Source organism: Streptococcus sp. HMSC068F04 (genome assembly GCF_001837455.1).
Classification (GTDB): Bacteria; Bacillota; Bacilli; order Lactobacillales; family Streptococcaceae; genus Streptococcus; species Streptococcus salivarius_D.
Genome location: NZ_KV832521.1, coordinates 1 through 280, shown reverse-complemented (window position 1 = coordinate 280; position 280 = coordinate 1). Strand labels below are relative to the sequence as shown.

The 280-nt window shown below is 39.6% G+C and carries 1 protein-coding gene; it reads right to left on the bottom strand.

The genetic code is table 11. The features are described from left to right. Positions 1 to 280 (bottom strand): Spy0128 family protein (locus HMPREF2571_RS08410; RefSeq protein ID WP_141760072.1); only part of this gene is annotated, 280 nt, incomplete at both ends.

Sequence of the window (280 nt, the reverse complement as noted above, 5' to 3'; positions counted from 1 at the left end):
CAACGTATTTCTCTGGTTGGAACTTAGGTTTTTCTGGTGGACGAACAGTATTGTTGAATTCTTTATCAGCTGGGTCAGTAACCTTAGTGATAAGAGCTTTCGCTTTACCATCGTGTGATACTTCAACAGTGACAAGAGCTTTCATACCGTCGTATTGAACTGTGCTGTCAGTACCTTTAACTTCTTCTACTGTGTACTTGTAAGTACCTTCTTGGCCTTTCTTGTACTCAATAGCTTTGAACTTAACGTTACCTTTGGCATCGTTCTTAACAGTTTCGAT